Raw genomic sequence first — 24838 nt, forward strand, 5'->3', positions numbered from 1 at the left:
CGGCGCTTATTGCACCGACACGAACACCGGGTTCGAGTAGAACCACAGATCGTTGTAGTTGCGATCGTTGATGGCGTTGAAGCGTGCAGCGTTTTCCGTCACCACGGTCTTCTGATCGGGCAGCGGATTGCCGTTGCTGGTTTCGCCCGACACGTTCATGCCGAGGTTCGTGCCGCGCAGGCGGAAGTACTGGTTCTTGGCGGCCGTGTAGGTGTACGTGACGGTGTTGTAGCCATCTGCGTCGACCTTCCAGTCCGCCTTGGTGAACGTGGCGACGACCTTGGTGGAGTCGTTGGTGTCCTTCGCATAGGCCGGCGTGCCCGATGCCGCCTTGCCCGTCACGTCGCCGGCAATCAGGTCGACATGATCCACCACCGGCCGCATGTTGACCTTGAAGCCGCTGCCGAGCGGGTACTCATAGTTGTTGTGATCGGGGCTCTTGAAGCGGATGGTGATCGTCACCTTGTCGCCGGCCTTGGCCGTGAGCGTGCCACCCATGTCGGCTGACGTGGCCGCGGTGCCGGCGGTGAAATCCAGCGCGTTGATGAGGTCGCCAAACACGGCGAACGATTTGCCCGAGCGCATGGCCGCCAGCAGCGTCTTCAGGTCGGGGCTGGTGCCGGGCAGCCAGATATAGGTCTTGGCGTATTCGCCGGGGTAGTAGCCGCTGCTGAACTGCTGCGTGGCATCCACTTCAAAGTGGTGGTCGGAATCGGCAAAGTTCCAGATGCGGCGGCCCTCGCCGAGCAGCGCATCCCAGACGCCGCCGACTTGCGCGACCACGTAGTCGACGCCGCCGTAGGTGCGGTTCTTCAAGTTGGCGTCGATGTAGGCGCTGGTATAGCCGCCGCGATCGGGTTCCATCTGGTTACCGACCATGCCTTCGATGCCGAACATGATGTCGGGCGCCGTGTCGTTGAACTCGCGGAAGTCCGCCACCGTGTACTTGCCCGGGTTGCGCGACGGGTGGTTGATCAGACCGTAGCTGCTGTTCGGGTAATTCGTCTTGAGCCACTTGAAGGCATTGACCACGTCGGTGTGTGTTGTGCCGGCGCGCGGGCCTTCCTGCTGCCATGCGGTCACATCGTTCGGATCGAACAGCGATGCAGATTGCTGCGTGAAGAAGTACTCAAATTTGTTCAGGCCCTTGGCCGACGTCTGCAGCTTGTCGGTGCCATCGAAGATGCCCACGTTCAGGTGATCGTGCGTGGGCATGTCCCACTCGGCCGCGGAGAAGATCAGCTTGCCGGCGTACTTGCCTGCCGCCTGCGCTTGCGCAATGGCGGGCATCTCGTACTTGGCGATCCCGGCCGACGCGGCAATGGAGCCGCCGGCAAGCGTGGCACCCGTGGCATCGCGCGGCGACGGCCGCAGGTGGTTCGACACGGCCATCCAATCAAGGCCATTCAGGTCGAATGCGTGATCGAGCACTGTCGACAGCGGCGTGACGGCATCGACAGACTCCGCCGTGTGCACGTGCAGATCGCCCGTGGTCCACATGCCCTGCGGCTTGGCCGGCTGCGTGGGCGTGGTCGGTGCCGGTGCGGGCGAGGTGCCTGCCGTGTTGGTGGGAGCGGGGTCGTCACTGCCGCCGCACGCGTACAGGCCGAGGGTCATGCACGCCGGCACCGCGATCGCGAGCAGCGTCTTCTTGGTCGAAAGCATTGTGGTTTCCTGTCGATTCGATGAGGTCGCGCAAACGCCTCCGGCCACCCATGCGTGTGGGCGGCTCATGCACGACTGAAACGTTTGCGTGGCGGCATCTTGGCGTCCAACCGTGACGGTTTGGTGAAGACGCCGTGTTAAATCCACAAGCGGTGCGGAACCCAGCGAATGGGCGGGATACGCAAACAGCGCGCAAAGAAAAACGGCCCCATCAACGGGGCCGTGTCGATTGCAATGTCGGTGTGGCGTCAGGGCGCGTCCTTCGCAGACGTATCGCGTTCCTCCTCGCCGGATGGTTGGCGGTGCGATTTCCGCCCGTCCACTTCGGACATGTCACGTTCGCGGACTTCGGCTTCGCGCACGGTCGTGCCCTCTGCATCGGTCTCGGACACGTCGGTCAGGAAGGTGTCATCGCCGGACGGATGTCCGGCGCCCTTCTGGTGTCGGCTATTCATGATCACCTCGGTCAATGATGCGTGTTGCCGCAGCGCTATTTCACTGCAGGTTTCAACTGCTCCGCCATCTGCAGATGCTCGCGCAGCGCAGGCAGGTTGTGCGAGAAGAACGCCTTGATGTCGGGGTCCTTGGCGTCCTTCGAAGCCTTGTCGAACAACGAGACCGCTTCCTTGTGCGCCTTCACGCCCACCTCATCGGCGTAGGCCTTGTCGAACTTCGCGCCTTCAAGCGCACTGAGCTTGTCGACCTTCGCGCGCTCGTCCGCGGGCAGGCTGTCGGGCACGGTGACCCCCTTCTTGCCGGCCAAGGACTTGAGTTCGTCGCCAACGGTGGTGTGGTCCTTCACCATCCGTTGTGCGAAGGCGCGCACGTCGGGATTGCTCGCGCGCGTAATCGCAACCTGGCTGGCCTGCACTTCGAGCATGCCCGCGGCCGCGGCCTTGGTAACGAACGTCGTGTCGGACTTGTCCGCCGCCGCCCGCGCCACACTCAACGCACCACCAAAGCCGAGCGCACCTGCCACCAGCAACGCGGCCACGCGCCGCGCGCTCAAACGCTGTGTCGATCTGTTCATGAGTCGTCCTCCTGCGCCGAGGCGCATCACTTTTCGTTGCTGACAGCCTTGGAAACCGCGGCCGGCGTGTCGTACTCGTCGTCGGGCATATCGCGCAGCGTCTTCAGCGTGCTGTCGTCTGCGCCGTTCGCCTGCGCAGTCTTCAGCAGCTCCTGCTTCTTCGCCGGGTAAGACGCGCCCTTCAAGGCCTTTTGGATGCCGATCGGCGAGTGCGTTGCGTGTTCGCCTCCGCCTCCGCCCCCGCCATGTGCGCCGCGCTCGTGCGACTTGGCACCGGCACGTTCGGACGACTTGCCGCTGCTGCCCTGGCTGGCGTGTCCGCCACGCTCCTTGGCCGATGCGCTACTGCGATTGCTCTGCGACGTCGATTTCGAATGCGACGCGTGCTTGCTCTTGTCGCGAGTGGGTTTCATGACACCTCCGCTGGTCGGTTGATTTGGCCGTCACCGGAAATGGCACGGCCAACGACCGGTTTGCAGCAGTGAACATGCCTGAGCGAGGATGCAGTGAGCGCCGAAGAGCCGCTCAAGGTAGAAGCGGCGCGCGGGCTACGTCAGCATGCGATGCTGACGCGCGCGGGTCTTGGGCATGAAGCGTCTCCCGACGCGCTTTGGTAAGGGTGTTGTTCTAAGCCGCGATTGCGCGGGCTCAGCTGCTCTCTTCTCCCGATGGTTTGGCGCTGCGCTGCAGCCGCTTCTGTTCCTTCGCGATCTGCTGGATGCTCTTTGCCGGCGTTGGCAGGTGTTCTGGCATGGTGCCGCCGATCTCCTTGATGGTCTGACGCACCTTGGCACCCACTTCGAAGTGCGTCTGGTTGGCCTCGCGCTTGCCGCGGACGCCTTCACGCCGCAGCTTGTCTTCGGTCTGTGTGGCCCGGAACAGGTTGGCGGCCAGTTCGGTGCTTCCCATGTGATCGAGAATCTGCTGCTTCTTGGAGAGCCCTTTAGCGGCGTGGATGTCCTTGGCGCCCAGGCCGCCGTAAAGGCCCTTGTAGCCGTGGTTCTGGAAGATGGCGTAGTCGAGTCCGGATTCCACCCCCGCGCGCCTGGCGGCGGTCGTCAGAGCCTTGTTGTGCTCCGTCAGCTCACCACGCAGCATGAGACGGCGAGTGTCTTCAGACATCGCGCCAAAGCGCGCTTGATCGGCCAGTTCCTGGCGCCGCGTCTGTACGGCAAAGTAGGTTTGCCCGTTGGCGATGACAGGTTTCGACGGGTCGCCGTTCTGGACGATGAGGTAGCAGGCGTAGCGGGTGAGCCGGAAGTCCACAATCTTGCGAACCGCACCGGAGCCGAGTTCGACCATTTTGTTGAACTCACCGAAATGGTCTTCGATGGCCTGGCCTGATCGCTGGCAGGCCATTTTTGCTTTTTCGACCACCTGCACAAAGTTGCGCCAATCCTGGTATTCCAATATCGGCGCCAGGTCGCGTGCAAACCAGAATTCGGAATCGTCTTCGTTCAGCTGTTTGATGCTTTCAAACGTGTGTGCGTGCTTGGTGTTGATGCGCCTTTCGCTCATGCCTGCTCCCAGATAGCCGGCACCTGGGCTGCCGACCGACAGCATGTCGGGAGCGTGAAGCCTGGGTGCCGAGTGTTTTCGGAGCGGACAATTTAGGCAGCGTCAGGCACGTTTGCTGTCAAACGTTGTCAACTTGTGCCCGGCGGGGAGCGGTACTGCAGTGAGGCGAATAGCGCTTCGAGTTGGGCCGGAGCGGCGCAGTGGGCGGCTTTGAGGCGCGCAATGCGACTTAGACAGCGCAGGGCGGACGGATTGGAAGGGCTGCGGGGCAATACATCGAAGAGACTGTAGGAAGCCATCGGACGAACGTTCCTGCGCGCACGGATCAACTCACCTTGCGCCGGGCCGCACGCGGCATCGGCAGCGGTGCCTCTCCCAACGCCCGGTTGACCGCGTTCGGCTTGTCGACCAGATCCTGCAGCGTATAGCCGTCGAGCACGTCGAAGTACGCCTGCAACGCCGCATGCAGCACGCCGCGCAGGCCGCACACACGCGTGATGACGCAGTGGTTGTCGTCGCCCTGGAAGCATTCGACCATGCGGAAGTCGGGCTCGGTGGCGCGCACCACGTCGCCGAGATTGATTTCGGTAGCGGGCCGGCCGAGCGTGATGCCGCCCGCGCGCCCTCGCACGGTATGCAGGAAGCCGTCCTGCCCAAGCTGCTGGACGATCTTGATGAGGTGGTTCTTGGGAATGCCGAAGGCATCCGCAATGCGCTGGATCGTGACGAGTTCGTCCGGATGCACGGCCACGTAGATCAGCGTGCGCAGGGCGTAGTCGGTGTAGTCGGTCAGTCGCATGGCGGGCGTGCGGGCTCTGCAGGTAAAACATTCATGAGAGGCGCATCTTATCCGGAAGTTGCCGCTGGAGATGCGCCGGTTTGACGCAGGTCTATTTGTTGCATATCAAATATACGTTTAATAGAATCCAACGCAAGCGGTTGCCTGAGCACCAGGCCATCCAGAACAAAAGCGTGACGGCGCCCCCGTCTTATTTGTTGCATATTTCACGCATATTTGGAGTCCAGCATGCTGTCCGACCAGTCCAAGCCCTACATTGCTGCCAGCGTTCCGGTGCTGCGCGAGCACGGCTTGACCATCACCCAGACCTTCTATCGCAACATGTTCGCCAGCCATCCCGAGTTGACGAACCTGTTCAACATGGGCAATCAGGCCAATGGGTCGCAGCAGCAGTCGCTGGCTTCGGCGGTATTTGCGTATGCCGCCAACCATGGCAACAACGCCGCGCTGGCGCCCGTGGTCAACCGCATCGTGCACAAGCACGCCGCTGTCGGTATCAAGCCGAGCCACTATCCGATCGTTGCGCGCCACCTGCTGGGTGCGATTGCCGAAGTGTTGGGCGACGCCGCCACGCCTGACCTGCTCGCGGCCTGGGACGAAGCCTACTGGCTGCTCGCCGCCGAGTTGATCGCGGCTGAAGCGCGCCTGTACCAGTACACCGGCAGCGGCCCCGACCATCGTCAGCCGGTGCGCATTGTCAGCCGCCGTCAGCAGGCTGAAGACGTGGTGTCGCTCACGCTCGAAGCCGTGGGTGATGCGCCGCTGGCCGCTTTCCTGCCGGGCCAATACATCTCGGTGCAAGTGGAACTGGCGCCGGGCGTGCTCCAGCAGCGGCAGTACAGCCTATCGGACGCGCCAAATGGCCGCACGTGGCGCATCTCGGTCAAGCGCGATGCGGGTGACGCCGATCGCCCCGCGGGCACCGTTTCGAGTTGGCTGCATGCCAATGCGCGCGAAGGCGACGTCCTGCTCGTCAGCCAACCCTACGGCGACTTCGTGCCGCAACTGGCGACCGACAACCCTATCGTCCTCATGTCGGCGGGTGTTGGTATTACGCCCATGATCTCGGCGCTCAACACGCTGGCGCAGGGGAGCAGCGCCCGCAAGATCGTGTTTAGCCACGCCGCCCGCGCCGCCTCGCATGTTGCCCACACCGATGATCTGGAACGCGCGGCGCAAGCGCTGCCGGCCTTCGAGGCGCACGTCTTCCTGGAGTCCGGCGAAGACGTGGAGTTCGCATCGCGCCCCGCACGGCCCGGCCGCATGACGGTCGACACATTCGTGCGCGATAACGCGGCGGACGCGGACTTCTATCTCTGCGGCCCGCTGCCGTTCATGCAGGCGCAGCGTGCGGCGCTGCTCGCCCGCGGCGTGCCGTCGGAGCGCATCCATCGCGAAGTGTTCGGCCCCGACCTGCTGGACGACATCCTTTGATTTGAACCACAGACTTCACCATGCCCCGTCCTGCCCCGTTGCTCACCATCGGCAAGCCCGATCCGGCAAGCCGCGTGCCTTACTCGGGGCGGGCCCTCTTCGCGCTCGGCTTCCGACCGTTCTATCTGCTTGCGGCGGCGTTTGCCGTGTTGGGTATGGCGTTGTGGGCGGCGTTGCTGTTGGGTGTACTGCCTTCGGCGCGAGGCCCGGCTACGATGGCGCCCCTGTTCTGGCACGCACACGAAATGGTGTTCGGCTTTGCGGCAGCGGTGGTGGTCGGTTTTCTGTTCACCGCAGGCAAGAACTGGACGGGCCTGCAGACCCCGCAAGGCCCGCAGCTCGCCGCGCTCGCTGGGCTATGGCTGGCGGCACGTGTGCTGATGTGGATGGGCCCTGTGCCGCTGGCCGTGGCAGCCGATATGGCGTTCCTGCCGGCGTGCGTCGTGGCGTTTCTGCGCGTTTTGTGGCGCGCGAAGAGCGCACGCAACTACGGATTGGCGATCGCGCTGCTGGTGCTCGGTGCCGTCAACGCAGCGTTTCATGGCGCGTTAGCGCTTGAGGCGCCCCTTGCCGCATTGCGTTGCCTGGATGCGGCCGCCGGGCTGGTCTGCCTGTTCGTCACGGTCATTGGCGGACGCGTCATCCCGATGTTTACGTCCAACGCGATTCCGGGCGTGCAGGTGCGCCGTGTGGTGTGGGTCGAGCGCGCTGTCGTTCCGGCCACGGCGCTCGCAGTTGTCATGTTGGCGACGCCGCTTCAAGGCATCGTTCCCGCCATCGTATTTGCGGTGGCAGCCGTCGTGCAGGCCGTCCGCTGGGCAGGCTGGGATACCCGCCGCACGCTGCGCACGCCCATCGTTTCCATCCTGCATGTGGCGTATGTCTTCCTGCCGATCGGCTTTGCGATGTTGGCTGCGGCTGCACTCGGCTGGGGCGACCGTTCCACCGCGCTGCATGCGCTCACGGCGGGAGCCATCGGCGGCGCCATCATCGCGATGATCACGCGCACTGCGCTCGGTCACACCGGCCGGATGCTGCGCACGGGGCGGGCAGAGCATTTCGCCTATGCCGCCATCGCGCTGGCCGCACTCGTGCGCGTGGCGGGCCCCGCATTGCTGCCGCGCGAGGTGTGGATCGGCGGGGCGAGCGTGCTGTGGGTCGCAGCGTTCGTGACCTACCTGTGGCGCTACACGCCGTGGCTGATCGCGCCGCGCGCTGACGGCCGGGAGGGCTGAACTTCGGGCCTGGCCGCTCTGCCCCGCCTCCGGCACCTTCCGTAGAATGGCGCAGCCCCTTCGCACACTGCGCCCACGATGGATGTCCATTTGACGATCCACGGCCGGCATGACCTTGCCGGCCAGCTCTATCGACAACTCCGCACCGCCATCCTCGACGGCCGGCTCGTGCCGGGCGAGCGTCTGCCTTCCACGCGCGACCTGGCGCTGCAGATCGGGGTGTCGCGCAAGACCACGCTCGACGTATTCGAACGCCTCATCGCCGAGGGCTATCTGCGCACGCGCGCCGGTTCCGGCACCTTCGTCGCTGAGGCCACCGAAGGATTGCGCGCACGCACGCCGACGGCCTCGCCTGCGGCGCAACTGGCGTCGCCTGCGCCGGTGGCCCGCGCCTTCGACACGCCGTGGAACAACATGCCCGCGGTGCTGCCCCAGCCGCGCGCGAACATCGTCCACGATTTTGTTGGCGGGGTGACCGAGAAGCGCCTGTTTCCCTTCGACGTGTGGCGCCGCTGTGTTGCGCACGCATTGCGCCAGCAGGCGCGCGGACGCGGCGGCTATCACGACCCGGCCGGCGACCAGGCGCTGCGGCTGGCCATCTCGCGCTATCTCGCATTCAGTCGCGCGGTGGTGTGTGCCTGGGCCGATATTGTCGTCACGCACGGCGCGCAGCAGGCCATCGACCTGATCGCCCGCGTGCTGGTGCGCCCGGGCGACACCGTCGCCATCGAAGATCCTGGCTATCCGCCCGCGCGCATTGCGCTGCAGGCCCTGGGCGCCAACGTCGTGCCGGTGCCGGTCGATGCCGAAGGCCTCGTCGTTGATGCGCTGCCCAAGCACGCCAAGCTCGTCTACGTGACGCCGTCGCACCAGTTTCCGCTCGGCATGCCGATGAGCCTCGCGCGCCGCGCGCAACTGCTCGACTGGGCGCAGCGTCATGACGCGCTCATCATCGAAGACGATTACGACAGCGAATTCCGCTTCGACGGCCGCCCGATGGAATCGCTTGAAAGCCTGGACACCGCCGGTTGCGTGGCTTACGTCGGTACGTTTTCGAAGACGATCTTTCCGGAACTGCGTATCGGCTATGTGGTGCCGCCGGCTTCGCTGGTGGCGCCGCTGCGGCACGCCAAGCAGGTGGCCGACTGGCACAGCGAATCGCTCATGCAGGCGGCGCTGGGCAAGTTCATGCTCGACGGCGATTTCGCCAAGTACCTGCGCCGCATGCACAAGGAATACGCGGCGCGCCGGGATGCGCTGCTGCGGCATCTGCGTGGCCCGCTTGCGCCGTGGTTGGCCCCCGTGCCGTCAGCGGCGGGCATTCACATGGCCGCGAAGGTGCACGCACCGTTGCCCGAGGCCGAGCTGGTGAAGCTGGCGGAAAGCGTCGGCGTCGGGCTGTACGGCACGGCCAGGATGTATGTGGCGCGGCCGCCGCAGCCCGGGCTGCTGATCGGCTACGGCCACGTGAACGTTGCCGAGATCGACGCGGGCCTCGGCAAGCTGGCGGAGGCGCTGGCCAAGGTGGCTACCTGATATTCGCGGGGATTGGCAATTCCAAGGTGCCACCTGCGCGCCTAGACTGGCTCCAGTTCTCAATACAGCGAATACAGGAGCCTCTCATGGAACCCCGCCTCGACTTCTATCAAAGCAATCCCGCCGCCATCCAGGCGGTCATGGGCCTCGAAAAAGCGCTGGGCAAAAGCACGCTGGAAAAACCGCTGACTGAACTCGTGCGTCTGCGCGCCTCGCAAATCAACGGCTGCGCCTATTGCGTCGACCTGCACACCGCCGATGCCCGCAAGGGCGGCGAAGACGACCGCCGCTTGGCCACCGTCTCGGTCTGGCATGAAACGCCCTTCTTCACCGACCGCGAACGCGCCGCGCTGGCCTGGACGGAAGCCGTCACGCTCGTCGCAGAAACGCGCGTGCCCGACGACGTCTGGCAGGCCGTGCGTGCGCAGTTCTCCGATGCCGAGCTGGTCGACCTGACGCTGCTGGTGAGCACCATCAACACGTGGAACCGCCTAGCCATCAGCTTTCGCAAGCTGCCCGCCTGAACGCCGCATATACTGCCTCGCACGGCGAATGCCGCACACGGAGGCCTCATGCTGCACAACGTCCGCACCTTGAGCATCAACGTCGAGCGTCACTTCGATGACGTGGCCATGTTCCTGGCCGAGCCGCTGAACTTTCCGATCTGGGCGACCGGCCTGTCGGAAGGGCTCGCGCCCGGGACGCAGGGTTCGGGCGCCGCACCCGACGAGTGGATCGCCAAGGCCGCGCCCAACAGCGACGAAGGCACCGTGTTCATCCGCTTCAGCCCGCCCAATGAATTTGGCATCGCCGATCACTGGGTGCGCCTGCCCGACGGATCGGTCATCTACGTGCCGCTGCGCGTGGTGCGCAACGGCGCCGGCACCACCGTCTCGCTCACGCTGTTTCAGCAGCCGAACATGGACGACGCGCAGTTCAACGCCGATGCCGAATGGGTGCAGCGCGACCTGGTGAAGCTGAAGACGGTGCTGGAAGCCGAATAGCCGGTCAGGCCTTGTCCGCCTGCGGTGCTTGCGGCACCGTTTGCGGACCCGACGCGCCGGCATGTGCAGCCGATGCCGGTGCTGCAGGCGATGCCGCCAGCGACGGATCGCCTTGCGCATCCGAGCCCTTCACCTGGCTCACCCAGAACACGCAGAAGAGCCCGGCCGCCACGGCCAGCCAGCCGTTGAGGCCATAGCCCTCGATGCGGCCGCCTGCACCGCCGGACAGCAGCAGCCCGCCCAGCCACGCACCCACGCCGGTCCCCACCGACATCACCGCGCTGTTGGCCGACAGGAACGCGCCGCGCACTTGCGGAGCGGGCACCGTCGTCATCAATGCCTGCATCGGGACCATGCGGCTGGAGAGGATGACCATGAAGAACGGGAAGAACAGCAGCATGCCGATGAACGGCCATTCAGGCAGATGCGTCATGAGCAGCACCGGGATGAACGCCAGCAGTGCAGCAGCCACGAACACGCGCCGGCGGCCGTAGCGGTCGGCCAGCTTGCCCACCGCGCGCGAGCTGAAGAACGACGCCGCGCCGCCCGCCACATACAGCCACGACAGGTTTTCAGGCGCCACGCCGTGGTTGGCCACCAGCACCGGCGAGATGAACGGAATCACCAGCATGTGCGAGCCCATCATCACGAAGGTCAGCACGAAGGCACGCAGATGGCGCGGGTTGGTGAGCAACCGCCACAGGCCGGAGAGCACCTCGCCCAGCGTCTGGCTGCGATTGCCGGCCAGATGCTCGGCCAGCGGCGGAACCGTTTGCCGCGCGCCCAGCCAGATCAGCACCGTGAGTGCCGTCAGCAGGAAGAACGGCGCCGACCAGCCGAAGTGTGCGCCAATGGCAATGCCGACCGGCACGCCGGCCATGGCCGCCAGCGCAAAGGACGACATCACCACGCCGGTGGCCGCGCCGCGCCGCGCGGGCGGAATCACGTCGGACAGCACGGCCATGATGATTGACCCGAGCACGCCGCCCGTAACGCCCGCAAATGCGCGTGCAAACAGCAGCATGCTGTAGCTGCCCGACAGCGCGCACGCCAGGTTGGCGAGCGTGAAGAGGCCGTAGACGGCCAGCAGCAGCCGGCGCCGGTCAAAGCGGTCGATGTAGGTGGCGGCCAACAGGCCGGAAGCACCCGAGCACAGCGAATACACCGACACGGCCGTGGCGAACGCCGCCGGGCCGATGCCAAACGTATGCATGATCTGCGGACCAAGCGGCATCATCACCATGAAATCCATGATGACGGTGAACTGCGTGAGCGCGAGCAGCCAGAGCAACCGGCGCTCGCGCGAGGGATCAAGTAGAGGCATGAGGGCGAAGAAAGAAAGGGAGGAGGCGGCGTGCGCGGCTCGGAATGGGCAGCCAGGCGGGCCGTGTTGTGTCGAAAAACATATCTTACGATAGTTGTCGCGACACAAGAAGTCAAACTTTATTCAGCGGATTCTCCGCCTCGTCACGGTGCCAAGGCGCGCAATGCGCTATTTCGCGCGCAGCATCCAAAGTACATCGAGCACATGCTGCGTCGATCGCTCGACGTGGCCGGCCCGGTGCGCGATGCCAAGTTCGCGCCACAACGCAGGCCGCAGCGGCCGCATGCTGATGCGCACATCCGACGGTGCGGCGGACGCCTCGTGCGGGAGCAGCGTGGCGCCATAACCGGCGGCGACCAGGCTCTTGATGGCGTCGTTGTAATTGAGCTGGATGCGCGGCACGGGGTGATAACCGTCCGTGGCGAACCACTCGGTCGTCTGGCGCGACAGACGCGTGGTGGCGTCGTTGAGGATCAACGGCTGCGCGCTCAGCCAAGCCGGCGTGATGCGCGCGGGGCTCGTCCAGTGCGCCGGCAGGAACGCCATCACCGGATCGCGCCGCCATGGCTTGATGGCGAGCCCCGCCACCTGCGATTGCGGCAGTGCCACGAGGCCAATGTCGAGCGCGCCATCGGCGAGCCTCGCCAGCGTTTCCTGCGACGTGAGCACCGCCACCTGCACGTCGATGCCGGGGTGGTCTTGCCGCAGCACCTCCAGCGCTTGCGGCAGCAGGTGGGCGATGGCGCCGGTGGACGCGCCCAGCCGTACGCGCCCGCTCAGTCCCTGCACCTGGCGTTGGATGTCGTCCAGCGCCTGCTCGGCATCGGCCAGCAGCTTGCGGGCGCGCTCCACCATCACCTCGCCGATGGCGGTGGGCTGCACCTGCCCGCGCTTGCGAGAGAGCAACTGCGCGCCCACGCGATCTTCCAGTTCGGCAATGTGCAGGCTGACGGTGGGCGCCGCCAGATGCAGCGCCCGCGCCGCGTCGGCAAACGAACCGCGCTGGGCAACTTCGACGAGCGTGCGAAGGCGGTCCAGGCTGATCTCTCGCATGATTCAGGAAAGCTGAATGTGACGGTTGTGAAATTCAACTTTTCATATTCTAGGTCGCGCTCGAAGATGGAGGCTCGCATTCATCACCAACTTCTTTCCCTGGGAGCGCCCGCCATGTCCACGCCCCTCGTCTTCATCGACGGCGACCAAGGCACCACCGGCCTGCAAATCCACGAGCGTCTGCGCGGCCGTGTCGAGCGGCAAGACCTGAAACTGCTGACGCTTCCCGCCGACGCCCGCAAAGACGCGCAACGCCGTGCCGAGGCCATCAACGCCTGCGATATCGCCATCCTGTGCCTGCCCGATGCGGCCGCGCGCGAGGCGGTCGCGGCCATCGTCAACCCGCGCGTGCGCGTGATCGACGCCAGCTCCGCGCATCGCACCACGCCGGGCTGGGTCTACGGCTTTCCGGAGATGAGCGAGGAGCAAGCTCAACGTGTTGCGGGCGCGTCGCGCGTGACCAACCCGGGCTGCTACCCGACCGGCGCGATCGGGCTGCTGCGCCCGCTCGTGCAGGCGGGCCTTGTGCCGGCGGATTACCCCATCAGCATTCAAGCCGTGTCCGGCTATTCGGGCGGCGGCCGCGCTGCCGTGGAAACCTACGAGGGGCCAGAGGCAGCAAACGCCCTGCCGTTCCAGGTCTACGGGCTGGGTCTGGCGCACAAGCACACGCCGGAGATCCAACTGCACGCCGGGCTCACGCAGCGGCCGATGTTCGTCCCAGCCTACGGCGCGTATCGCCAGGGCATTGTGCTGACGGTGCCGCTTGAGCTGCGTCTGCTCAACGCGGGCGTGGATGCGGCTGCGCTGCACGCATGTCTGGCCGACCACTACGCTGGCGCGCAGCATGTGGAGGTGGTGCCGCTGCAGGTGCCGTCCGCCGTGCCGTATCTCGATCCGCAGGCGCTCAACGGCACCAACGACATGCGGCTGGCCGTGTTCGCCAACGACCACGGCCAGGTCCTGCTCACGGCGGTGTTCGACAACCTCGGCAAAGGCGCTTCAGGCGCGGCGGTCCAGAACCTTGATCTGATGCTGGCGCGGTAGTGGCAAATCGAATGGAAGGCATCGCAACATTTAATTGGTCGATTGTGGGCGACTTCGCTATCGTCAACGCCGCCCGCGTACGAACCGCCTGTTGCTGTTTGCGCTCGGGGCCGGACCAACCCATTGCCTGAATGCAACATGTCTAAGACCACGTATTACGCGCCGCATGGCGGCCATCCGCCGCAGACGGATCTGCTGACCGATCGCGCGATGTTCACCGAGGCGTACGCAGTGATCCCCAAGGGGGTGATGCGCGACATCGTCACGAGCTGGCTGCCGTTCTGGACGAACACGCGCCTGTGGGTGATCGCCCGCCCGCTGTCGGGTTTTGCCGAAACCTTCTCGCAGTACATCGTTGAAGTGAACCCGGGCGGCGGCAGCGACAAGCCCGAGCAGGACAAGAACGCCGAAGCCGTGCTGTTCGTCGTTGAAGGCGAAGCCGAGCTGACGCTGCAGGGCAAGAAGCACACGCTCACGCCGGGCGGCTATGCATTCATTCCGCCGGGCGCCGACTGGACGCTGCACAACGTCAGCGACGCCGCGGTGCGCTTCCACTGGATTCGCAAGCACTACCAGGTCGTCGACGGCATTCCCCTGCCGGAAGCCTTCGTGACGAACGAGCAGGACGTCGAGCCGATCCCGATGCCGGGCACCAATGGCGCGTGGGTGACGACGCGCTTTGTCGACATGAGCGACATGCGCCACGACATGCACGTCAACATCGTCACGTTCGAGCCGGGCGGCGTGATTCCGTTTGCCGAAACCCACGTGATGGAGCACGGCCTGTACGTGCTCGAAGGCAAGGCGGTCTATCGCCTCAATCAGGACTGGGTCGAGGTGGAAGCCGGCGACTTCATGTGGCTGCGTGCGTTCTGCCCGCAGGCCTGCTATTCGGGTGGCCCCGGCCGCTTCCGCTACCTGCTGTACAAGGATGTGAATCGTCACATGAACCTGACCCTGAACCCGTCGCGTTAAGCGCCGCAGGTGTCAGATAAAAAGCCCGCCGGTGGTCTGCCGTCGGGCTTTTTTCATGGCGGTCATTTTTGTTTCTGCGATTACGCCTACTTGCGCGTCGCCACGATGAACAGCCGGGGGAACGGCAGCAGCACCGTGCCATCGTCGAGTGCCGGATAGGCCTGGGCGATGGCGTCGCGATAGTGGGTGAGGAATGCGGGTCGCTCGTCTTCGCTTAGCGCTGCGAGGAACGGCCGCAGCGCGCTGCCCTTGAACCATTCGACCACCGCATCCGCCCCGCCTTGCAGCGGGTGCATGTACGTGGTGCGCCACACGTCGACGTGCGAGCACAGCGGCGCGAGCAGCGCGTAATAGCGGCGCGCATCGAAGCGCTCCGTGCGCTCCACGCCCTTGAGCTTGCCGGCCCACGGCCCCGCTGCGGCCACTTCGCGCATCAGGCGGTGCGCCGGTTCGTCAAGGTTGTCCGGCATCTGCACGGCCAAATGGCCACCCACAGCAAGTTTGCCGACGAGTTTCGGAAACAGCGTGTCGTGCGCCGGCAGCCATTGCAGCACCGCATTGGCGAGGATCAGGTCATACGCGCCGGGCTCATCCCACGCAGCAATGTCGGCCACATCGAAGCGCACCTCAGGCAGGCGCTTGCGTGCGGCTTGAATCATGTCGGCCGAGGCATCGATGCCGCGAACAGCTGCGGCAGGCGCACGCGCCATCAGCGCTTCCGTCGAATTGCCCGGTCCGCAGCCGATATCGATGGCGATATGGACGGGCGTCGGCGGCACCGCAGCGAGCAGGTCCCGGACCGGCCGCGTGCGCTCATCCTCGAATTGCACATACTGCTTGGCGTACCAATCGTGTGGGGTCGTCACGATGCGCTCCTTGTCGTGGTTTGCGGGATGGGCAAAGTGTCCGGTTTCCCAATCGATCAGTAAAATGAATTCAATTTCCGAATTGATTCATAACATTGATGAAAATCGATACGCTCGGCGTGCAGGCATTCGTGGCGATTGCGGAGAGTGGCAGCTTTACGCAAGCCGCCGACACACTCCACGTGACGCAGACCGCCATCACGCAGCGCCTGCGCAAGTTGGAGGCGTTTCTTGGCGTCGCGCTGGTGGAGCGCACCACGCGCCGGACCGAGCTGACTGAAATCGGCGAGCGCTTTTTGCCGCAGGCGCGCCGGCTGCTCAATGAGTTGTCTGATGCGCTTACGGAGATTCGCGAGACCGGCCTGAGCCAGCGCGGCGACATCACCATCGCGTGCGTGCCCACGGTGGGCGTGCAATACCTGCCCCGTATCCTGCGAGCGTTCTCCGAGCACCGCCCGCACGATCGCGTGAAGATTCTCGACCACGCCTCGGCGTCCGTGCTGCAGGCGGTGCTGCGTCGTGAGGCCGAGTTCGGTATCAGCATTGCAGGCGACCAGCATCCGGAACTCGTGAGCGTGCCGCTGACGAGCGACCCGTACGTCCTCGTCTGCCGCGACGATCATCCGCTCGCCAAGCGGCGCCGCATCCGGTGGCAGGCCTTGCAGCCTTACCCGCTCATCTTTGCCGGCGAGGTCAGCGGCAACCGCGGCCTGCTCGACGGTGCCCTCAAGGCGAGCGGCGTGACGCTGCATTCGTTCTACGAAGTGCAGCGCAGTTCAACGGCGCTCGGGCTGGTGGCCGAAGGCCTGGGCGCAGCGGTGGTGCCGCGGCTGGCGATGCAGAAGAACGCGTACCCGATGATTCGTACGGTGGAGCTGGTCGAGCCGGAAGTGTCACGCACGCTGGTGCTCGTCACGCGCAAGGCCGCGCAACTGTCGCCCGCAGCGCGTGCGTTGTATGACCGGATCGTCGACGGGGCAACATCGGTGAAGTGATGCGCGCGCGGAGGGCCGTGTTTTATACGGTCCCTCTCACGCCATACGGGCCGTTCACGCGCGTGCGCCGTCCGTGCTGCCCGGGTAGCTCGTATCGCCGCGCCATGCGAGCACGTCATGCGCGCTGGTTTGCCGATCCGCGCCTTGCGCATACGGATCGAAACGATCGTACTTCCACGACAGATAGCCATAGGTGTCGGCCTGGCGGTCGGCGCCCTGCGTGAACGGGTCCGTCTTGTCGACGGCGCCTTGCGTGTACGGATCGTACTTGGCCTGCGCGGCCGAAGCCGGTTGGGCGATGAACAGCGCGGCGGAAGCGGAAAGCGTGGCAAGCAAGGCCAGGGTAAGGCGGCGGGTGTGCATGATGAACTCCTCGTGCGGTGAACGTGCCGCCGGAGGCGGCTCCATCGGATCGCTCGCGGCGCGTGGCCGCCCGGATCCCACAGGTTGGTCGCGGTGCGCATGCAAACCTGACACTGCATCGACGAAAAACTTGCCGCACCAGCCTGTACCTGCAGATACGCAGGGTGCACGGCACTGGATGCAGCTTTGCGCAAAACGCGCAGACGTTGCTACGGCAGTTGCATCAACCCGTGCACGCCCTGCCACCCCACGTACAGTCCCACCAGAGCGATCAGCACGCCTGACAGGTACGGCGCCTTGCGTGCGAATTCACCAAAGCCGCCCCAGCGGCGGGAGACGTGCTTCACGCTGAGCGCGGCCAGCGCGCCGGAGGCCACCAGCGTGAGCGCCAGCCCGATGCTGAAGCACAGCACCAGCGCCGCGCCCAACGTGATCTTCTTGAGCTGCAGGCACAACAGCAACACGGTGATCGACGCCGGGCACGGAATCAGCCCGCCCGTGAGCCCGAACACGATGATCTGGCCGGTGGTGACTTCACGGTTGGTGAAACGGCGGCGGATGTCGTCGGCGTGCGCGCGCTCGTGGGCGTCCTGGTATTCGGTAGATGACACATCGAGCCCGCCATGGCTGTGATCATGCTCGGTGAACGTGACGTCGTAGTCATGCCGATGGTGTTCATGCCCGAGCGACAGGCGCGCTACAAAAGCGTGCGGCTCGGGAATGACTTGCTCCGATTCCAGAAAGCCGTCGCGCTGGACGAAGCGGAAGGTTTGCCGGCTGCCGTCGGGCCGCTCCGTCACGATTTGCACCTGCTCGGCCGACCATGCGTTGCCGCGCGTGCCCTCGCGTGTCAGCCGGAAGCGCGGCGGCGCGCCATCTTCGAAGATGGCCAGTTGCACGATGCCGTGGCCGGTGTCGATGCGCTGGATCTCGTCATGGCTGTGACCGCCGTCATGGTGATGATGATCGTGGTCGTGCGCTGCGTGCGTGCTGCGCCAGGTGCGCCACATCATCCACGCTGCCACGGCCACGATCAGCACGGCCGACACCATCTGAAAATAGGGCTCGGTGGTTTCTGCGTTCCAGTTGCGGCCGAAGTACAGGCCCGCCATGGCCACCGCCCACACCACCGCCGTATGCGACACCGTGGCCGACAGCCCGAGCAACACCGCCTGCGTGAGCGTGCCACGGATCGCAACGATGAACGCCGCCATCATCGTCTTGGAATGCCCGGGCTCCAGGCCATGCAGCGCACCGAGCAGGATCGCACTGGGAACGAACAGCCAGGCATTGCCTTGCTGCAGCAGGGTGGTGAACGCGGTCATGGAGGGAAGGCAGTGAAATCGGGTAGGCGAAATATACTCCCCCCGAGTATAGTGATGCTACCCTCCCGCGTCGTTCACTTCACCTCGATACCCGACCCATGGCCCATACCATCCGCGACAAAGCCAAGCTGCTGGCGCGCGTGCGGCGCATCCAGGGGCAGGCCGCAGCGCTGGAAAAACAACTCGCCGAAGAGGGCGATTGCACGGCCGTCCTGCAGCAGATCGCGGCGATTCGCGGTGCGGTCAACGGACTGATGGCAGCGGTCATCGAAGGTCACCTCACCGATCACGTCGTGAAGGAACCGGCCGAGGCGCAACGCCAGGAAGACCTCGATGCGGTGATGCAGGTGATCAAGTCGTACCTGAAGTAACGCGTCGCGCTTGCGCCCTGTGCGCGATCCCGATAGGCTGCTGCAACGCCATCGGCCAATTCTGATTCTGATTCTTCGAATCTTCATCATGTCCCGACTTCACGCCACCCTCATCGCCGCCGGCCATCGCGCCCGCGTGGATGACGTGTGCGTGCAGCCCGGGCCCTTCCCACCTCCTGTCGTCTCCTGGGGCTACGACGCGGTCGCTGCACAGCCGCCGCCTCCGCCCGCTCTCGGCTGATTCCCAGCCGCTTCGTTTCCGGTTGACCTGAACCAGGCTCGGGCACACGCCCGAGGCAGGCGCTTGCCTGCGCGCCGGAACCCGACATCCTTTTTCGACAGGTGAGTGGAATGCGTTCCATGCAAGCCGCGCTGGCAGGGTCCGGCGCGACGGTTCTATTCGTGCTGCTGTGGAGCAGCGGCGCAATCTTTGCGGAGATCGGGGTGCAGCATGTCCCGGCGTTCGCGTTTCTGGTCGGGCGCTTTGCGCTCGCGTCGTTGGTGCTGGCGGGCCTTGGCCTGCGGCGCGGGCGGTGGTGGCCGGCGCCGGGCTCACGGCTGAAGGTCGCCGCCACCGGTGCATTGCTGACCGGCGGCTATTCGATCTGCTATCTGCTCGCGCTGGACCGCGGCCTCACGCCCGGGCTGCTGGCAACGGTGCTCGGCGTGCAGCCGCTGCTCACGCTGCTCGTGACTGAACGTACCTGGTCCGCACCACGGATGGCCGGCCTCCTCCTCGCGCTGGGCGGCCTTTCGCTGGTGGTGGGCGGGGCCGATGCGCAACAGGTGCCGATGGCCGGTCTCGGCTATGCGCTGGCCGCGCTGTTCTGCATGACGGTCGGCGCCATCGGGCAGAAGCGGCTGAACCAGTCGCCCATCGATACGCTGCCGTTGCAGAACGCGGTGAGCCTCGTACTGTGTGCGGGGTTTGCTTTCGCCCTGCCCTCGCAATCGCTAACGTTCACGCCCAGCTTGCCCGGCATCGCCGCCTTGCTGTGGATGGGCGTGGTGATGTCAGTGGGAGCGCAGTTGCTGTTCTACCGGCTCATGCAGCGCGGCAATCTCGTCAACGTGACGAGCCTGTTCTACCTCGTGCCGGTGGTGACGGCGCTGCTGGATGACCTCGTCCTTGGCCATCGCCTGGCGCTCCTCGCCATGGCGGGGATGGCGATGATTCTGCTGGGGTTGGCAGTGGCGTTTCGGGCGGCCCGCTGAGTGCAGCCGGTGGGCGAGCCGCTGGAGCGTGGCGGCTCGCCCGCGCTACAGACTGCCCGGTAGCCCATGCCTTACTGCGCCAGCCGCCGCAACTTCCATTCGCCGCTGGGCTGCTTGCACAGCCACGCCGTCCACTGTTCCTTGCTGCTGCCGCGCGTCAGTTCGCTCTGCAGGCGGCGGCACGGCTGGCCGGCGTCGGTCTTGGATTCCAGCGGCGTAATGGTCGCGTCGACGGCAGGCTGCTTGCCCGCGGCGGGCGAACTCCATTGCGTGGGCGTGTTGTCGGCGGTGCTCTTCAGCACATCGCCGATGGCCTTGGTGAACGACTTCAACTCCGTCGGGCTCATCGAGCCGATGATGGTGCTGGCCAGCACGTTGCGGAAATACGCGAACGACGGCGTGGCGGCAGCAAACAGCGCGGCGCCCGCAAAAGCGAACGCAAGACGGCGGCGATACGACATGAGACCCCCAGGGATGTGACGAGAAGGAGCCTCCATCCTAGACCATGCGGCAACGGCCGGCTGTGACAGCGCGCTCAGCCGCCCAGCTTGTCGAGCAGGCTGTACCACGCTACGCCCGCCGCAATGTAGAAGCGCTGCAGGCCATGCAGCGGAATCGGCGTGATGGGCGATACGGGGTACGGAAACGCCTCGCCACTGCCCGCCAGCCGTGCGGCAATCTGCTGGCCGAGGCTGGTGCACAACGCGATGCCGCGCCCATTGCAGCCCAGCGCCATCGTGATGCCTGGCGCCGGCTCGTGAATATGCGGCATGAAATCTCGTGTGATGGCGATGCGGCCGGCCCAGCGGTATTCGTATTCCAGCGGGCCGAGTTGTGGAAAGAGCAGCTCCAGTGAGCGTTCGAGGTGTGCAAAATCCTGCGCGTCGCGCGGCTCGGAAAAGAAGCCGCGTCCACCCATCAGCAGGCGCCCGGCTGCGTCTTTGCGGAAATACAGCAGCAGCCGTTGCGATGTGGAAGCCGTTTCGCCGCGCGCCAGAATGCGCTCGGCTTCAGCCGTCTTGAGCGGCTTGGTGGCGACGATGAAGCTGTTGGCCGAAAGCACCGTCTGCGCCAGCCCCGGCCAGAGCGGACCGGTGTAGCCGTTCGTGGCGATCACCACGCGCTGTGCCCGCACCGTTGCACCCGTGCTGGTCGTGGCAATCCACTGCGTGCCTTGCCGCTCGAGTGCGGTGACCGCGGTGCGGCCATGCACCGCGGCACCGGCATTCTGCGCGGCACGCACCAGGCCGCGTGCATAGGCCATCGGTTGGATGGCGCCCGCGCGGCCGTCGAGCCATGCGCCGGCAAACGCCTCGGTGCCGACACGTTGCGCGACGGCGGCGCGGTCCAGCATTTCCACCGGCACGCCGCGCTTTTCCCACTGCCGTGCGCGCGCATGTAACGCCGGCACGGCCTTGTCCGAATACGAAAGCTGCAGCCACCCGGCACGCACGGGCTGGCAGTCGATGCGGTGCCGGTCGATCAGGTCGAACACCAGGTCGGCGGAGCGCGAAACCGTGTCGATCAACGGTTCGGCACGGGCGGCGCCCAGCAGGCTCACCAGTTCATCGGGGTCGTGCTTGAGCGTCGGGTTGACCTGTCCGCCGTTGCGCCCGGAAGCGCCCCAGCCCGGATCGTTGGCTTCGAGCACGGTGACCTGCGTGCCACGTTCGGCCAGATGCAATGCGGTGGACAGTCCCGTGTATCCGCCACCGATGACGAGCACATCGGTGGTGATCGATTCCATCAACGGCGGTGTAGGCGGTGCAGCAGGCGCCGTCGCTGCCCATAGCGAGGGCGGCAGCGGCTCGCCGCCTGCAGCCATGTCGAGTTGCGGCTGCGTCATGGCGCGAGGTCTCCGGCGGGGGCATCGGCGGGCTTGTGCAGCACGCGGCGCAAAAAGTCCTGCGTGCGCGGCTGGCGCGGGGCGCCCAGGACCTGCGCGGCTGGGCCTTCTTCGACGATGGTGCCGCTGTGCAGGAAGCACACGCGGTCTGCCACCTCACGCGCAAAACCCATCTCGTGCGTGACGACGATCATCGTCATGCCCTCGCGGGCGAGCGCGCGCATCACTTCCAGCACATCGCCGACGAGTTCGGGGTCGAGCGCAGACGTGGGCTCGTCAAACAGCATCGCCTCGGGTTCCATCGCCAGCGCGCGGGCGATCGCCACGCGCTGCTGCTGGCCGCCGGAAAGCTGCGCCGGATACGCCTCTGCCTTGGCGGCCAGGCCCACTTTCTCCAGCAGCGCCATTGCTTTCGTTCGCGCAGCTTCGGGGCGCTCGCCCTTCACGTAGACGGGGCCTTCCATCACGTTTTCGAGCACGCTGCGATGCGGGAACAGGTTGAAGCGCTGGAACACCATGCCCATGCGGCTGCGCAGCGTGTGGATCGTTTTGCTGTGTTGATCGACGCGTTCGCCAAAGGCGCGGATCTCGCCGCCGTCGTACGGCTCCAGCCCGTTGATGCAGCGCAGGACCGTCGATTTGCCCGAGCCCGACGGGCCGATCAGGCAGACAACCTCGCCCTTGTTCACGTGCAGGCTCACGCCGCGCAGCACTTGATGGTCGCCAAAGTGTTTCTGCAGATCGCGGATCTCGATCATGCTCATCGTTTGGCCCTCCCTGCGCCCATGCGGTGTTCGAGCTTGCGCAGGCCGAACACCAGCGGCAGGCTCATCACCAGATAGAGCAGCGCGACCAGCGTGTAGACCGTCATGTTCTGGAACGTGGACGAGGCGATGAGCTGCCCCGCACGCGTCATTTCCGCCACCGTGATGGTGGACACCAGCGACGAATCCTTGAGCATCATCACCAGCGTGTTGCCGTACGGCGGCAGCGCAATGCGAAACGCCTGCGGCAGGATCACGCGCCGCATGATGAGCGTGCCGCGCATGCCCATGGCCTGCGCCGCTTCACGCTGGCCGGGGTCGACCGCTTCGATGCCGGCGCGGAAGTTCTCGGCCTGATACGCCGAATACGCAATGCCCAGCCCGATCACGCCCGCCTGAAACGCGGTGAGCTGAATGCCGATGTCCGGCAGCACGAAGTAGATGTAGAAGAGCTGCACGATGATCGGCAGCCCCCGAATGATGTTGACGATCGTCGCCCCGGCCGCAGACACGGCCTTGATGGGCGACAGGCGCATCAGCGCGAGCCCCAGCCCGATCACGCTGCTGAGCAGGAACGACAGCACGGTCACCTCTACCGTGACCACCGCCCCCTTCAGCAGGATCGGCAGGAAGTCCTGCGCGTTCTCAAGAAACGTTGCAACACTCATGGCGCATCACCCGTCGGGAATCAGATGCCCCACTTCTTCACGATGGCATCCAGCGTGCCGTCGGCCTTGATCTTGGCGATGGCCTTGTTGAGGCGGTTGAGCGTTTCGGTATCGCCCTTGCGCACCACCAGGCATACATCACCCACGTTGGCGGGTTTGTAGCCGGCAGCCAGCTTTACGCCCTGGAAGGCGTTCTGGCGGATCTGGTACGCGATGATCGGCTGGTCGCCCAGGCCGGCCTTGATACGGCCCAGCGCCAGGTCGCGCGTCATGTCGGCCACCGAGTCGTAGCTGCGCACTTCCTTGAAGATGCCCTTCTTGTTGAGCATGTCGAGGAACACCGTGCCGACCTGCGCGCCAACGACCTCGCCTTTCAGGTCATCGAGCGTGGCGTAGTTCTTGGCGTCGTCAGCCTTGACGATCAGGCCTTCGCCGTACGAGTAGACCGGGTCGGAGAAATCCACCACCTGCGCGCGCGCCGGCGTCTTGAGCATCGCCGCCGAGATGATGTCGATCTTGTTGGACGTGAGCGACGGAATCAGCGCCGAGAACACCGTCTGCTGCACGTTCACGTTGAAGCCCCCGGCCTTGCCCACGGCCGTCACGGTGTCGACCATCATCCCCTGGATGGAATTCGTCTTCACGTCCAGAAACGTGAACGGCACGCCCGTGGCCGTGGCGCCCACGTTGTAGGTGGCCGGCGCACCCTGCGCGCAGGCAAGCGATGCGGTGCCGAGCATGCACAACGTCAGTGCAGCGCGACGGAAGGTGGTGACAACAGACATGGCAATCCTCCAGGCAACGGAAAAAGATGCACCCCGAACGCGCAATGCACGGGGACTGGCTCAACGCAATGCAATGCTTGTGCCAATATTCGAACGTATCGAATCGATAAATAACTATGGAAAACCACTAATCGACGTATACGAATCGATATGCGATTCTTTGTCCGTTGATTTGCCACCGAGCCGCCACTTGTCATGACCGACGCCGCTGAACCCGCCGACGCCCCCGACCTGCTGTTCAACCAGTCGCTGGAGAAAGGGCTGGCCGTGCTGGGCGCCTTCAACGCGCAGCGCCGCACCATGACGATTGCCGACGTGGCCGCCGCGGCCGGCATCAACAAAAGCTCGGCACAGCGCATGGTCTACACGCTCGAGCAGCTCGGCTACCTGCGCAAGCATCCGCAGACGCGCCGCTACCAGCTCACCCCGGCGGTGATGAAGATCGGCTTCAACTACCTGGCCGCCGATACGCTCATCGACGTGGCGAATCCGTTCCTGGCCGAACTGACCAAGATGACCACCGAAACCTCGTGCCTGACCGAGCCCGATCAGAACGAGATGGTGTATGTCGCGCGTTTTGTGAGCGCGCATTTCGTGCCGGTGCACATGCCCATCGGCAGCCGCATCCCGATGTATTGCACCGCGTCGGGCCGCGCCTACCTGAGCGCGTTGCCGATGCCCGAAGCGCAAGCCATCGTGGAGGCGTCGCAGCGCGTGGCGCACACCATGCATACGCGCACCGATGTGGCCGACATCATGGAAATGCTGCGCCAGGCGCGCCAGCGCGGCTACGCCACCAACTGCGAAGAACTGTTCCTCGGCGACATGACGATTGCCGCGCCGGTCGTCAGCAGCAATGGGCGGCCGCTGGGCGCCATCCACCTTGTTGCGCCCACCGGCCGATGGACGGCGGAAGAGATGGAAGCGAAGCTCGGCCCCGCGCTGCTGCAATGCGCGCGGGCGATCAGCACGTCGGTGCGGGCGCTGGGGTAGCGCTGCGCGCAGCGGAGATTCGCTGCA

Annotated in this window: 27 protein-coding genes; 11 read left to right on the forward strand and 16 right to left on the reverse strand. The window is 65.3% G+C overall.

Annotated features, from left to right (window positions below; all coding sequences use genetic code 11):
* Positions 1-6: 6 nt before the first annotated feature.
* From ABIC76_RS09265 to ABIC76_RS09290, 6 genes are all read right to left on the reverse strand, one after another.
* Positions 7-1665, reverse strand: coding sequence for an S-layer protein (locus ABIC76_RS09265; RefSeq protein WP_354533768.1), 1659 nt, complete (start codon positions 1663-1665; stop codon positions 7-9).
* A gap of 248 nt (positions 1666-1913) precedes the next feature.
* Positions 1914-2120, reverse strand: coding sequence for a hypothetical protein (locus ABIC76_RS09270; protein ID WP_354533769.1), 207 nt, complete (start codon positions 2118-2120; stop codon positions 1914-1916).
* A gap of 35 nt (positions 2121-2155) precedes the next feature.
* Positions 2156-2695, reverse strand: coding sequence for a DUF4142 domain-containing protein (locus ABIC76_RS09275; RefSeq protein WP_354533770.1), 540 nt, complete (start codon positions 2693-2695; stop codon positions 2156-2158).
* A 26-nt stretch (positions 2696-2721) separates the two neighbouring features.
* On the reverse strand, positions 2722-3108 hold the full coding sequence (locus ABIC76_RS09280) for a DUF2795 domain-containing protein (RefSeq protein ID WP_354533771.1): 387 nt from the start codon (positions 3106-3108) through the stop codon (positions 2722-2724).
* A gap of 235 nt (positions 3109-3343) precedes the next feature.
* Positions 3344-4258 carry a DNA damage-inducible protein D gene (gene dinD, locus ABIC76_RS09285; RefSeq protein WP_502947851.1) on the reverse strand — a complete coding sequence of 305 codons (915 nt, stop codon included), beginning with the start codon at positions 4256-4258 and terminating at the stop codon, positions 3344-3346.
* A gap of 280 nt (positions 4259-4538) precedes the next feature.
* A complete protein-coding gene (locus ABIC76_RS09290) occupies positions 4539-5012 on the reverse strand; it encodes an RrF2 family transcriptional regulator (protein ID WP_102064092.1) in 474 nt (157 codons plus the stop codon).
* Positions 5013-5240: 228 nt separating this feature from the next.
* On the opposite strand from ABIC76_RS09290, the gene ABIC76_RS09295 reads away from it, so the two are divergent.
* The 5 genes from ABIC76_RS09295 (at position 5241) to ABIC76_RS09315 (ending at position 10221) form a co-directional block, all read left to right on the forward strand.
* Positions 5241-6446 (forward strand): globin domain-containing protein, encoded by a 1206-nt coding sequence (locus ABIC76_RS09295; RefSeq protein WP_354533772.1) that lies wholly within the window; start codon positions 5241-5243, stop codon positions 6444-6446.
* Between the two features lie 20 nt (positions 6447-6466).
* Positions 6467-7681: an NnrS family protein gene (locus tag ABIC76_RS09300; protein WP_354533773.1), complete on the forward strand. Its 1215-nt coding sequence runs from the start codon at positions 6467-6469 to the stop codon at positions 7679-7681.
* 78 nt (positions 7682-7759) lie between these two features.
* A complete protein-coding gene (gene pdxR, locus ABIC76_RS09305) occupies positions 7760-9217 on the forward strand; it encodes a MocR-like pyridoxine biosynthesis transcription factor PdxR (protein ID WP_354533774.1) in 1458 nt (485 codons plus the stop codon).
* A gap of 86 nt (positions 9218-9303) precedes the next feature.
* The gene (locus ABIC76_RS09310) at positions 9304-9741 is read left to right on the forward strand and encodes a carboxymuconolactone decarboxylase family protein (protein ID WP_027678753.1); all 438 of its coding nucleotides are present in this window, start codon (positions 9304-9306) and stop codon (positions 9739-9741) included.
* Between the two features lie 48 nt (positions 9742-9789).
* On the forward strand, positions 9790-10221 hold the full coding sequence (locus ABIC76_RS09315) for a polyketide cyclase (protein ID WP_102064096.1): 432 nt from the start codon (positions 9790-9792) through the stop codon (positions 10219-10221).
* 4 nt (positions 10222-10225) lie between these two features.
* On the opposite strand, the gene ABIC76_RS09320 is transcribed toward ABIC76_RS09315, so the two are convergent.
* Both ABIC76_RS09320 and ABIC76_RS09325 read right to left on the reverse strand, forming a co-directional pair.
* Positions 10226-11545: an MFS transporter gene (locus tag ABIC76_RS09320; protein ID WP_354533775.1), complete on the reverse strand. Its 1320-nt coding sequence runs from the start codon at positions 11543-11545 to the stop codon at positions 10226-10228.
* Positions 11546-11713: 168 nt separating this feature from the next.
* Complete coding sequence (locus ABIC76_RS09325) at positions 11714-12598, reverse strand: LysR family transcriptional regulator (RefSeq protein ID WP_354533776.1); 885 nt, start codon at positions 12596-12598, stop codon at positions 11714-11716.
* Between the two features lie 114 nt (positions 12599-12712).
* On the opposite strand from ABIC76_RS09325, the gene argC reads away from it, so the two are divergent.
* Together argC and ABIC76_RS09335 are read left to right on the forward strand one after the other, a co-directional pair.
* Positions 12713-13645 (forward strand): N-acetyl-gamma-glutamyl-phosphate reductase, encoded by a 933-nt coding sequence (gene argC, locus ABIC76_RS09330; protein ID WP_354533777.1) that lies wholly within the window; start codon positions 12713-12715, stop codon positions 13643-13645.
* A gap of 138 nt (positions 13646-13783) precedes the next feature.
* Positions 13784-14620 (forward strand): bifunctional allantoicase/(S)-ureidoglycine aminohydrolase, encoded by an 837-nt coding sequence (locus ABIC76_RS09335; protein ID WP_102064100.1) that lies wholly within the window; start codon positions 13784-13786, stop codon positions 14618-14620.
* An 86-nt stretch (positions 14621-14706) separates the two neighbouring features.
* Here ABIC76_RS09335 and tam read toward each other — a convergent pair whose 3' ends face one another.
* Entirely contained in the window at positions 14707-15486 is a 780-nt protein-coding gene (tam, locus tag ABIC76_RS09340) for a trans-aconitate 2-methyltransferase (protein WP_354533778.1), read from the reverse strand.
* A 98-nt stretch (positions 15487-15584) separates the two neighbouring features.
* Here tam and ABIC76_RS09345 point away from each other — a divergent pair, with 98 nt between their 5' ends.
* Positions 15585-16481, forward strand: coding sequence for a LysR family transcriptional regulator (locus tag ABIC76_RS09345; protein WP_354533779.1), 897 nt, complete (start codon positions 15585-15587; stop codon positions 16479-16481).
* Positions 16482-16535: 54 nt separating this feature from the next.
* Here ABIC76_RS09345 and ABIC76_RS09350 read toward each other — a convergent pair whose 3' ends face one another.
* Positions 16536-16844 carry a hypothetical protein gene (locus ABIC76_RS09350; protein ID WP_027678745.1) on the reverse strand — a complete coding sequence of 103 codons (309 nt, stop codon included), beginning with the start codon at positions 16842-16844 and terminating at the stop codon, positions 16536-16538.
* A gap of 209 nt (positions 16845-17053) precedes the next feature.
* Positions 17054-18169 (reverse strand): nickel/cobalt efflux protein RcnA, encoded by a 1116-nt coding sequence (locus tag ABIC76_RS09355; RefSeq protein WP_354533780.1) that lies wholly within the window; start codon positions 18167-18169, stop codon positions 17054-17056.
* Positions 18170-18267: 98 nt separating this feature from the next.
* Here ABIC76_RS09355 and ABIC76_RS09360 point away from each other — a divergent pair, with 98 nt between their 5' ends.
* Together ABIC76_RS09360 and ABIC76_RS09365 are read left to right on the forward strand one after the other, a co-directional pair.
* Positions 18268-18540 (forward strand): metal/formaldehyde-sensitive transcriptional repressor, encoded by a 273-nt coding sequence (locus ABIC76_RS09360; protein WP_354533781.1) that lies wholly within the window; start codon positions 18268-18270, stop codon positions 18538-18540.
* A 351-nt stretch (positions 18541-18891) separates the two neighbouring features.
* Complete coding sequence (locus ABIC76_RS09365; protein ID WP_354533782.1) at positions 18892-19755, forward strand: DMT family transporter; 864 nt, start codon at positions 18892-18894, stop codon at positions 19753-19755.
* A gap of 71 nt (positions 19756-19826) precedes the next feature.
* On the opposite strand, the gene ABIC76_RS09370 is transcribed toward ABIC76_RS09365, so the two are convergent.
* From ABIC76_RS09370 to ABIC76_RS09390, 5 genes are all read right to left on the reverse strand, one after another.
* On the reverse strand, positions 19827-20216 hold the full coding sequence (locus ABIC76_RS09370) for an RT0821/Lpp0805 family surface protein (RefSeq protein ID WP_102064106.1): 390 nt from the start codon (positions 20214-20216) through the stop codon (positions 19827-19829).
* Positions 20217-20290: 74 nt separating this feature from the next.
* Complete coding sequence (locus ABIC76_RS09375) at positions 20291-21601, reverse strand: NAD(P)/FAD-dependent oxidoreductase (protein WP_354533783.1); 1311 nt, start codon at positions 21599-21601, stop codon at positions 20291-20293.
* Entirely contained in the window at positions 21598-22359 is a 762-nt protein-coding gene (locus ABIC76_RS09380; protein WP_354534208.1) for an amino acid ABC transporter ATP-binding protein, read from the reverse strand. Before ABIC76_RS09380 ends, ABIC76_RS09375 begins: the two co-directional genes overlap by 4 nt.
* Positions 22360-22361: 2 nt before the next feature.
* Positions 22362-23033 carry an ectoine/hydroxyectoine ABC transporter permease subunit EhuD gene (ehuD, locus tag ABIC76_RS09385; protein WP_102064109.1) on the reverse strand — a complete coding sequence of 224 codons (672 nt, stop codon included), beginning with the start codon at positions 23031-23033 and terminating at the stop codon, positions 22362-22364.
* Positions 23034-23053: 20 nt separating this feature from the next.
* Positions 23054-23818 (reverse strand): ABC transporter substrate-binding protein, encoded by a 765-nt coding sequence (locus ABIC76_RS09390; protein WP_354533784.1) that lies wholly within the window; start codon positions 23816-23818, stop codon positions 23054-23056.
* 195 nt (positions 23819-24013) lie between these two features.
* Here ABIC76_RS09390 and ABIC76_RS09395 point away from each other — a divergent pair, with 195 nt between their 5' ends.
* Entirely contained in the window at positions 24014-24811 is a 798-nt protein-coding gene (locus ABIC76_RS09395; RefSeq protein WP_354533785.1) for an IclR family transcriptional regulator, read from the forward strand.
* Positions 24812-24838: the final 27 nt, after the last annotated feature.

This window comes from Ralstonia sp. 1138 (assembly GCF_040544795.1).
Lineage (GTDB): Bacteria > Pseudomonadota > Gammaproteobacteria > Burkholderiales > Burkholderiaceae > Ralstonia > Ralstonia flatus.

Bases quoted from the DNA above. Each gene is read 5' to 3' on its own strand.
- ABIC76_RS09265 (WP_354533768.1), bottom strand. From the start codon at position 1,665: ATGCTTTCGACCAAGAAGACGCTGCTCGCGATCGCGGTGCCGGCGTGC.
- ABIC76_RS09270 (WP_354533769.1), bottom strand. From the start codon at position 2,120: ATGAATAGCCGACACCAGAAGGGCGCCGGACATCCGTCCGGCGATGAC.
- ABIC76_RS09275 (WP_354533770.1), bottom strand. From the start codon at position 2,695: ATGAACAGATCGACACAGCGTTTGAGCGCGCGGCGCGTGGCCGCGTTG.
- ABIC76_RS09280 (WP_354533771.1), bottom strand. From the start codon at position 3,108: ATGAAACCCACTCGCGACAAGAGCAAGCACGCGTCGCATTCGAAATCG.
- dinD (WP_502947851.1), bottom strand. From the start codon at position 4,258: ATGCTGTCGGTCGGCAGCCCAGGTGCCGGCTATCTGGGAGCAGGCATG.
- ABIC76_RS09290 (WP_102064092.1), bottom strand. From the start codon at position 5,012: ATGCGACTGACCGACTACACCGACTACGCCCTGCGCACGCTGATCTAC.
- ABIC76_RS09295 (WP_354533772.1), top strand. From the start codon at position 5,241: ATGCTGTCCGACCAGTCCAAGCCCTACATTGCTGCCAGCGTTCCGGTG.
- ABIC76_RS09300 (WP_354533773.1), top strand. From the start codon at position 6,467: ATGCCCCGTCCTGCCCCGTTGCTCACCATCGGCAAGCCCGATCCGGCA.
- pdxR (WP_354533774.1), top strand. From the start codon at position 7,760: ATGGATGTCCATTTGACGATCCACGGCCGGCATGACCTTGCCGGCCAG.
- ABIC76_RS09310 (WP_027678753.1), top strand. From the start codon at position 9,304: ATGGAACCCCGCCTCGACTTCTATCAAAGCAATCCCGCCGCCATCCAG.
- ABIC76_RS09315 (WP_102064096.1), top strand. From the start codon at position 9,790: ATGCTGCACAACGTCCGCACCTTGAGCATCAACGTCGAGCGTCACTTC.
- ABIC76_RS09320 (WP_354533775.1), bottom strand. From the start codon at position 11,545: ATGCCTCTACTTGATCCCTCGCGCGAGCGCCGGTTGCTCTGGCTGCTC.
- ABIC76_RS09325 (WP_354533776.1), bottom strand. From the start codon at position 12,598: ATGCGAGAGATCAGCCTGGACCGCCTTCGCACGCTCGTCGAAGTTGCC.
- argC (WP_354533777.1), top strand. From the start codon at position 12,713: ATGTCCACGCCCCTCGTCTTCATCGACGGCGACCAAGGCACCACCGGC.
- ABIC76_RS09335 (WP_102064100.1), top strand. From the start codon at position 13,784: ATGTCTAAGACCACGTATTACGCGCCGCATGGCGGCCATCCGCCGCAG.
- ABIC76_RS09345 (WP_354533779.1), top strand. From the start codon at position 15,585: ATGAAAATCGATACGCTCGGCGTGCAGGCATTCGTGGCGATTGCGGAG.
- ABIC76_RS09350 (WP_027678745.1), bottom strand. From the start codon at position 16,844: ATGCACACCCGCCGCCTTACCCTGGCCTTGCTTGCCACGCTTTCCGCT.
- ABIC76_RS09355 (WP_354533780.1), bottom strand. From the start codon at position 18,169: ATGACCGCGTTCACCACCCTGCTGCAGCAAGGCAATGCCTGGCTGTTC.
- ABIC76_RS09360 (WP_354533781.1), top strand. From the start codon at position 18,268: ATGGCCCATACCATCCGCGACAAAGCCAAGCTGCTGGCGCGCGTGCGG.
- ABIC76_RS09365 (WP_354533782.1), top strand. From the start codon at position 18,892: ATGCGTTCCATGCAAGCCGCGCTGGCAGGGTCCGGCGCGACGGTTCTA.
- ABIC76_RS09370 (WP_102064106.1), bottom strand. From the start codon at position 20,216: ATGTCGTATCGCCGCCGTCTTGCGTTCGCTTTTGCGGGCGCCGCGCTG.
- ABIC76_RS09375 (WP_354533783.1), bottom strand. From the start codon at position 21,601: ATGACGCAGCCGCAACTCGACATGGCTGCAGGCGGCGAGCCGCTGCCG.
- ABIC76_RS09380 (WP_354534208.1), bottom strand. From the start codon at position 22,359: ATGATCGAGATCCGCGATCTGCAGAAACACTTTGGCGACCATCAAGTG.
- ehuD (WP_102064109.1), bottom strand. From the start codon at position 23,033: ATGAGTGTTGCAACGTTTCTTGAGAACGCGCAGGACTTCCTGCCGATC.
- ABIC76_RS09390 (WP_354533784.1), bottom strand. From the start codon at position 23,818: ATGTCTGTTGTCACCACCTTCCGTCGCGCTGCACTGACGTTGTGCATG.
- ABIC76_RS09395 (WP_354533785.1), top strand. From the start codon at position 24,014: ATGACCGACGCCGCTGAACCCGCCGACGCCCCCGACCTGCTGTTCAAC.